Here is a 7,045-nt window from a genome sequence, read left to right as displayed (position 1 = left end):
GACTTTTTGATATCTGTCCTGCGAGTGCCCACACAGATTGTCTGATAAATTGTTAAAGAGCGGTGCAGTCAGCGGCTGAGCCTGCTGCTGCGAGGTGGCGTATGTTACGCTTTCCTCCGTGTCAGTCAAGCGTTTATTTTCGCTTTAACCGACGGTGATTTTCATCACCTCAACACCGCATTCCGTAAGCCGTTGTGCCGTGTCGATGGAGGCGCATTATAGGGAGTCGTTCAGAGAGCGCAACAGCTAAATTGCACAAAAATGACTGTTCGCTGCATTCCACAGCAAAAGGCCGCTTTATACGCGATTACCCACAAAGTTATCCACAATGCATCGCCAGACGAATTTTTGCGAGCAGCACGCAAACGTTTTCGCTACAATGCCCGGCGACGTCACGGATGCCCCTTTTCGGGGCGTTACCTGAAGTTTCGCCTCTTTTTATTAATAAGAAGATCGCTAAGCTTGATGTAACGCTCTTATTTACGCGAAACAAAGCCAAGGGATAAAACCACCATGCAACAACGTCGTCCTGTACGCCGCGCTCTGCTGAGTGTCTCAGACAAAGCGGGTATCCTTGAATTTGCTCAGGCGCTCTCCAGCCGCGGCGTCGAACTGCTCTCTACAGGCGGAACCGCTCGCCTGCTGGCCGATGCGGGTCTTGCGGTCACTGAAGTGTCTGACTACACCGGTTTCCCGGAAATGATGGATGGACGCGTTAAAACGCTGCACCCGAAAGTGCATGGCGGCATTCTGGGACGCCGCGGCCAGGATGACGCGATTATGGCGCAGCACGCCATTGAGCCTATCGATATGGTGGTCGTTAATCTTTATCCCTTCGCTCAAACCGTTGCTCGTGAAGGCTGTACGCTGGAAGATGCGGTCGAGAATATCGACATCGGCGGCCCAACCATGGTGCGCTCGGCAGCGAAGAACCATAAAGACGTCGCCATTGTGGTCAAGAGCAGCGACTACGACGCCATTGTCGCCGAGCTGGACGCCAACGAAAACTCTCTGACGCTGGAGACGCGCTTCGACCTGGCTATCAAAGCGTTTGAGCATACGGCCGCCTACGACAGCATGATCGCCAACTACTTCGGTTCGCGGGTTCCCGCCTATCATGGCGAACGCGATCGGCCTGCCGGGCGCTTCCCGCGCACGCTGAACCTGAACTTCATTAAGAAGCAGGATATGCGCTACGGGGAGAACAGCCATCAGGACGCTGCCTTCTATATAGAAGAGAACGTGCAGGAAGCCTCAGTGGCGACCGCGCAGCAGGTTCAGGGCAAAGCGCTCTCTTACAATAACATTGCCGATACCGACGCGGCGCTGGAGTGCGTAAAGGCGTTCAGCGAAGCGGCCTGCGTCATCGTCAAGCATGCCAATCCCTGCGGCGTCGCCGCTGGCGCATCGATCCTTGACGCTTACGAGCGCGCCTATAAAACCGATCCGACCTCTGCCTTCGGCGGCATTATCGCCTTTAACCGCGAGCTGGACGAAGCCACCGCCCAGGCGATCATCGGCCGTCAGTTTGTCGAAGTCATTATCGCGCCTTCCGCCAGCGAAGCGGCGCTGAAAGTCACGGCGGCGAAGCAGAACGTTCGCGTGCTGGTCTGCGGCCAGTGGCAGGAACGCATCGCCGGTCTCGATTTTAAACGCGTAACCGGCGGTCTGCTGGTACAGGACCGCGATCTCGGCATGGTGGAAGCGAGCCAGCTACGCGTCGTGAGCAAACGTCAGCCGAGCGAGCAAGAGCTGCGCGACGCCCTCTTCTGCTGGAAGGTTGCGAAGTTTGTAAAATCCAACGCTATCGTTTATGCGCGTGACAATATGACTGTCGGCATCGGCGCTGGCCAGATGAGCCGCGTTTACTCCGCTAAAATCGCTGGCATCAAGGCCGCTGACGAAGGGCTGGATGTGAAAGGCTCGGCGATGGCCTCTGATGCGTTCTTCCCGTTCCGCGACGGTATTGATGCAGCTGCTGCCGTCGGCGTCACCTGCGTTATCCAGCCGGGCGGCTCTATTCGTGACGATGAAGTTATCGCTGCGGCAGACGAGCATGGCATTGCCATGATCTTCACGGACATGCGCCACTTCCGCCATTAATTCTTCGGAGAGCAATATGAAAATTTTAGTGATTGGCAACGGCGGTCGTGAACACGCGCTGGCCTGGAAAGCGGCGCAGTCGCCGCTGGCGGAAACGGTCTTCGTCGCGCCCGGCAACGCCGGTACTGCGCTGGAGCCTGCGCTGCAGAATGTCGATATCAGCCCCACCGATATCCCTGCCCTGCTGGCGTTCGCTCAGCGCGAGGCGATCGACTTGACCATCGTGGGGCCGGAAGCGCCGCTGGTTATCGGCGTGGTTGACGCGTTCCGCGCGGCGGGCCTGAAAATTTTCGGGCCGACTAAAAATGCCGCGCAGCTGGAAGGCTCTAAAGCTTTTACCAAAGACTTTCTGGCCCGCCACCATATTCCAACGGCGGAGTATCGCAACTTTACCGATGTCGAAGTGGCGCTGGCGTATCTGCGTGAGAAAGGCGCGCCTATCGTTATCAAGGCTGACGGTCTGGCTGCCGGTAAAGGCGTAATCGTCGCCATGACGCTGGAAGAGGCGGAAGCCGCCGTCAAAGATATGCTGGCTGGCAACGCCTTCGGCGATGCAGGTCATCGCATTGTGATTGAAGAGTTTCTGGACGGCGAAGAGGCCAGCTTTATCGTCATGGTCGATGGCAAAAACGTCCTGCCAATGGCCACCAGCCAGGATCACAAACGCGTCGGCGACGGCGACACAGGCCCGAACACCGGCGGCATGGGTGCCTACTCTCCCGCGCCAGTGGTAACCGACGAGATTCACCAGCGCGTAATGGATCAGGTGATTTGGCCGACGGTACGCGGCATGGCGGCGGAAGGCAATGTCTATACCGGTTTCCTGTATGCCGGTCTGATGATCGACCAGTCAGGTCAGCCGAAGGTGATTGAATTTAACTGCCGCTTCGGCGATCCGGAAACGCAGCCAATCATGCTGCGCCTGCAGTCAGATCTGGTTGAGCTTTGTCTGGCAGCCTGCGACGGCGCGCTGGATCAGAAGCATTCAGCGTGGGATCCGCGTCCGGCGCTTGGCGTGGTGCTGGCCGCAGGCGGCTACCCGGGCGACTACGTTAACGGTGAGCAGATCCACGGCCTGCCGCTGGAAGAGGTCGCAGACGGCAAAGTCTTCCATGCCGGTACGCGTCTGGATAACGATCTGGTGCTGACTAACGGCGGCCGCGTGCTCTGCGTCACCGCGCTGGGCGACGACGTGGCGGCGGCGCAAAAGCGCGCCTATGAGCTGGCTCAGCCCATCTCCTGGAACGGCAGCTTCTGCCGTCGCGATATCGGCTATCGCGCCATTAACCGCAAGTAAGCAAAAAGGGCACGTTACGTGCCCTTTTCTTTAACCTAAAAGTCCTCTTCTTTCGGCTGCGAATCGCAGCTTTCTCCCGGCGCCGCGCGCAGCAGCTGCGTCCCTTCCGGCGCTTCGAGCCAGGAGACCAGCAACGGCGCGCTGCTGCGCTGCTGCTGTCGAACCAGCATCTGCAGCGCATAATCGTCAAAGGATGGCGACACGCGCTCGCCCTCGCAGGTAACAATCTGCTTCGCGCCCAGCCACTGGCCCTGTTTCAGGATGATATGGCCGTTGAGCAGCGCATTGCTCTGCGCCAGCATACGCTGCGCGTCAAACTTATAGAGCTCTACCGTATCGGTATCGACCGCTTCGCGCCGATCGGCCAGCTGCCGTTGCATAAAGCTCAGGCTGCCGTCCTGATCGAAACGCAGCGTGACATCATTCGGTTGCTTGCCGCTGACGTGCCGCGTCACGCTGACCAGCTTCTGCTCTTGCCACAGATAGTCGGTGGTTTCCGTCGCATCGCCGTTAAAAGGCGTATAGAGGGTGCGCAGATGAATTGCAAGATGGCCGCTGTTTTTGCGCCAGATGCGCACCGCGCCGCGATCGGCAAGATAGCCGCTGGCGGTAAAGGGAGGCGTGTCGGGCGTAGAACTGCACCCGGAAAGCAAAAGAAGAGAAAGCAGGGCGAAACAGGAGGACGAACGCAGGTTCGGCATAACTGGCCCCTAATACAAAAGGGGCGAATTCGCCCCTTCTTTAAAATTCTGACCGCAGTGCGACGTCTTATTTAACAGAGTCTTTCAGCGCTTTACCAGACACGAATGCCGGTACGTTTGCCGCAGCGATTTTAATCTCTTTGCCAGTTTGCGGGTTACGACCGGTACGCTCAGCGCGGTGGTTCACTTTAAAAGTACCAAAACCAACCAGTTGTACAGCATCGCCTTCTTTCAGAGACTCAGTGATCGCAGCCAGAGTAGATTCCAGAGCCGCTTTAGCCTGGGTTTTTGACAGGTCCGCTTTTTCCGCGATCACATCAATCAGTTGAGTCTTGTTCATAAGTTATCCTTAAAGTGTATTTATCGCTTGCTAAGCAACGAGTGCGAGGGAAAAGCCATATTCTGGCACTCTTCAGCCTGCACGCACCGATAGCCACAATTTTCAGCCCCCCAAATGTAGACCAGAGAGGGGGCCGATGTGAAGCCTCCAGGCTCGCTAATTCAGGCCTGAAGTCACGTTTTCCCGCCTTACTGCTGAAAATTTATACCGATGTTGCTGATTCCCGCCTCCCGCAGGTCCGAACGCAATCCTTTGATCAATTCAAGGTCTCGCTCTTCGCAGTCGGCAAGCAGGCGGAAAATCTCCCATTGCAGGTCCCATTCATCGATGACGGCCGGGTTTTCGCGCAGCTCTTCATCGCTCATTTCGCGTCCGGCCTGGGTCATTTCCAGCATCGCAACGGTGGTGATTGACGTTTTGCTGACTTCAATCGCATGCTCGAGGGTTTCGCCGCTCAGCATAGCGTGCAGCGCTTCGCTTAATGCCACGCAGGCGTCGATGGCCGGATAAACCCCGTACACTTCAAACGCATCGCCATCGGGAATAGCGGCTTCAAGCTTTTCCAGTTGGCTGTCGAAATTAATTTTGGCGTCTTTGACCGTCAGGCTTTCCCAGATGAGATCGAGAAGACGGCGATAAAGCGCTGGATCGGCAAATTCCGTCTGCTGGCAGAACGCCCAGTAATTGGGGAACATACGCTCGCACAGGCAAGCCATAAACGTCAGATGCTGCCAGCTTTCCAGCTTCGCCAGACGCAGGTGAACGGGGTTTTGTAACATGAACAGGGCTCTTCATCGTTTAGCTGGCGGCAGTGTACCGCAAAAGTGCCGCGCGCACAGCGTTAAAGCGCGTTTTGCCAGCGCTGAAAGGCGGTGCGGTTAGACGCGACAGCATCGGCCCAGCGCGTCGGTTCCGGCAGGCGATAGCCGCCCATGCAGTTTTGTACCCACTGCAGCGCGCTGTCCAGGCTGACGCGATGTCCGGTCGCCACGAAAAGCGGATTACAGCGCGCTTTGCTGCGCCATACCCAGCCGATCTGTTCGCCCTTGTCTATCAGTGGCTGACGCGATCCCGGCTCGGCCCCCAGCTCGGCAAAACGGCCACACAGGCGCTTTTTCGCCACGCCAATGGTCGGCACGTCCACCATTAAGCCAAAATGCGAGGCGACGCCGAGACGACGCGGGTGCGAGATGCCGTGTCCGTCGACGAACAGCAGATCCGGTTTGCGCTCAAGGGTATTCCACGCCGCCAGCAGCGCAGGATATTCGCGAAAGGAGAGAAAGCCCGGAATATAGGGCATGGTAGTGGCGATGCGCGCCACGCGATGCTCCACCAGCTTCAGAGAGGGATATTCGAGGATAACCAGGGCGGCGCGGGTCACCGCCCCTTCCTGTTCGAATCCGACATCGGCGCCGCCGATAAAACGCGGAGGCAGGACGTCGAAATCATCCTGCCGCACCACCTCTGCAGCGCGCTGAAGCTGCTCCGCGCGCAGTGCAGCAATGTCCATATTTACTCCTGATGATATTGGCCCGAGAGACGGTGTACCGCCTCAACAAACACGCCTGCATGCTCTGGCGGCACATCCTGATGAATGCCATGTCCCAGATTGAAGACGTGACCGCTGCCCGCGCCGAAGCCGTCGAGAATGCCCGCGACTTCCTGCTCAATACGCGCAGCTGGCGCATAAAGCATAGACGGATCCATGTTGCCCTGCAGCGCGACTTTGTCGCCGACGCGGCGTCGTGCCTCGCCGATATCGGTGGTCCAGTCGAGACCGAGCGCATCGCAGCCGGTCGCGGCCATCGCTTCCAGCCACTGTCCGCCGCCTTTGGTAAACAGCGTAATCGGTACGCGGCGGCCTTCATTCTCATGCAGCACGCTGTCGACGATTTTATGCATGTAGTAGAGCGAGAACTCCAGATAGTCGCGGCCCGTCAGCACGCCACCCCAGGTGTCGAACACCATTACCGACTGCGCGCCCGCGCGGATCTGCGCGTTGAGATAGAGAATGACGCTGTCCGCCAGCTTATCGAGCATCGCATGCAGCGTAGCGGGATCGGCGTACATCATTTTCTTGATTTTGGTAAAGGCCTTGCTGCTGCCCCCTTCCACCATGTAGGTCGCCAGCGTCCAGGGACTGCCGGAAAAACCGATCAGCGGCACTTCGCCGTTGAGGTTTTTGCGAATGGTGCGTACCGCATTCATTACATAGCCGAGTTCCTGCTCAGGATCGGGCACCGGCAGTTTGTCGACATCGGCGCGGCAGGTAATCGGACTGGAGAAACGCGGGCCTTCGCCGGTTTCGAAGTAGAGTCCAAGGCCCATCGCGTCGGGGATTGTCAGGATATCGCTGAAGAGGATCGCCGCATCAAGCGGATAGCGGCGCAGCGGCTGCAGGGTCACTTCACACGCCAGCTCGGCGTTCTTGCACAGCGACATAAAATCGCCGGCTACGGCGCGCGTCGCTTTGTATTCCGGCAAATAACGTCCGGCTTGTCGCATCATCCATACCGGCGTGATATCAACCGGTTGACGTAAAAGGGCGCGCAGATAACGATCGTTCTTCAGTTCACTCATTTCAGGACTCTCTCAATTTCAGGC

The 7,045-nt window shown here is 57.8% G+C and carries 7 protein-coding genes; 2 read left to right on the top strand and 5 right to left on the bottom strand.

Translation table 11 applies throughout. From position 1 onward, the window contains the following. The first annotated feature begins 513 nt into the window (after positions 1 to 513). Together purH and purD are read left to right on the top strand one after the other, a co-directional pair. Positions 514 to 2,103, top strand: coding sequence for a bifunctional phosphoribosylaminoimidazolecarboxamide formyltransferase/IMP cyclohydrolase (gene purH / locus D7S44_RS22540; RefSeq protein ID WP_120458447.1), 1,590 nt, complete (start codon positions 514 to 516; stop codon positions 2,101 to 2,103). Between the two features lie 16 nt (positions 2,104 to 2,119). Further along, positions 2,120 to 3,400: a phosphoribosylamine--glycine ligase gene (gene purD / locus D7S44_RS22535; RefSeq protein WP_120458446.1), complete on the top strand. Its 1,281-nt coding sequence runs from the start codon at positions 2,120 to 2,122 to the stop codon at positions 3,398 to 3,400. Positions 3,401 to 3,435: 35 nt separating this feature from the next. Here purD and D7S44_RS22530 read toward each other — a convergent pair whose 3' ends face one another. The 5 genes from D7S44_RS22530 to hemE all read right to left on the bottom strand — a co-directional run bounded on the left by D7S44_RS22530 (position 3,436) and on the right by hemE (position 7,021). Beyond that, positions 3,436 to 4,101, bottom strand: a complete 666-nt coding sequence (locus D7S44_RS22530) for a DUF1481 domain-containing protein (RefSeq protein WP_120458445.1) — start codon at positions 4,099 to 4,101, stop codon at positions 3,436 to 3,438. Positions 4,102 to 4,168: 67 nt separating this feature from the next. Beyond that, positions 4,169 to 4,441 (bottom strand): nucleoid-associated protein HU-alpha, encoded by a 273-nt coding sequence (hupA, locus tag D7S44_RS22525; RefSeq protein ID WP_033755847.1) that lies wholly within the window; start codon positions 4,439 to 4,441, stop codon positions 4,169 to 4,171. A gap of 188 nt (positions 4,442 to 4,629) precedes the next feature. Beyond that, a complete protein-coding gene (locus D7S44_RS22520; RefSeq protein WP_120458444.1) occupies positions 4,630 to 5,220 on the bottom strand; it encodes a YjaG family protein in 591 nt (196 codons plus the stop codon). Positions 5,221 to 5,282: 62 nt separating this feature from the next. Continuing rightward, entirely contained in the window at positions 5,283 to 5,951 is a 669-nt protein-coding gene (gene nfi / locus D7S44_RS22515; RefSeq protein ID WP_120458443.1) for a deoxyribonuclease V, read from the bottom strand. Between the two features lie 2 nt (positions 5,952 to 5,953). Then, on the bottom strand, positions 5,954 to 7,021 hold the full coding sequence (hemE, locus tag D7S44_RS22510) for a uroporphyrinogen decarboxylase (RefSeq protein WP_120458442.1): 1,068 nt from the start codon (positions 7,019 to 7,021) through the stop codon (positions 5,954 to 5,956). Between the last annotated feature and the right edge of the window lie 24 nt (positions 7,022 to 7,045).

The organism is Pantoea piersonii, assembly GCF_003612015.1.
GTDB classification, from domain to species: domain Bacteria; phylum Pseudomonadota; class Gammaproteobacteria; order Enterobacterales; family Enterobacteriaceae; genus Pantoea; species Pantoea piersonii.
This window is presented reverse-complemented; position numbering and strand designations above follow the sequence as displayed.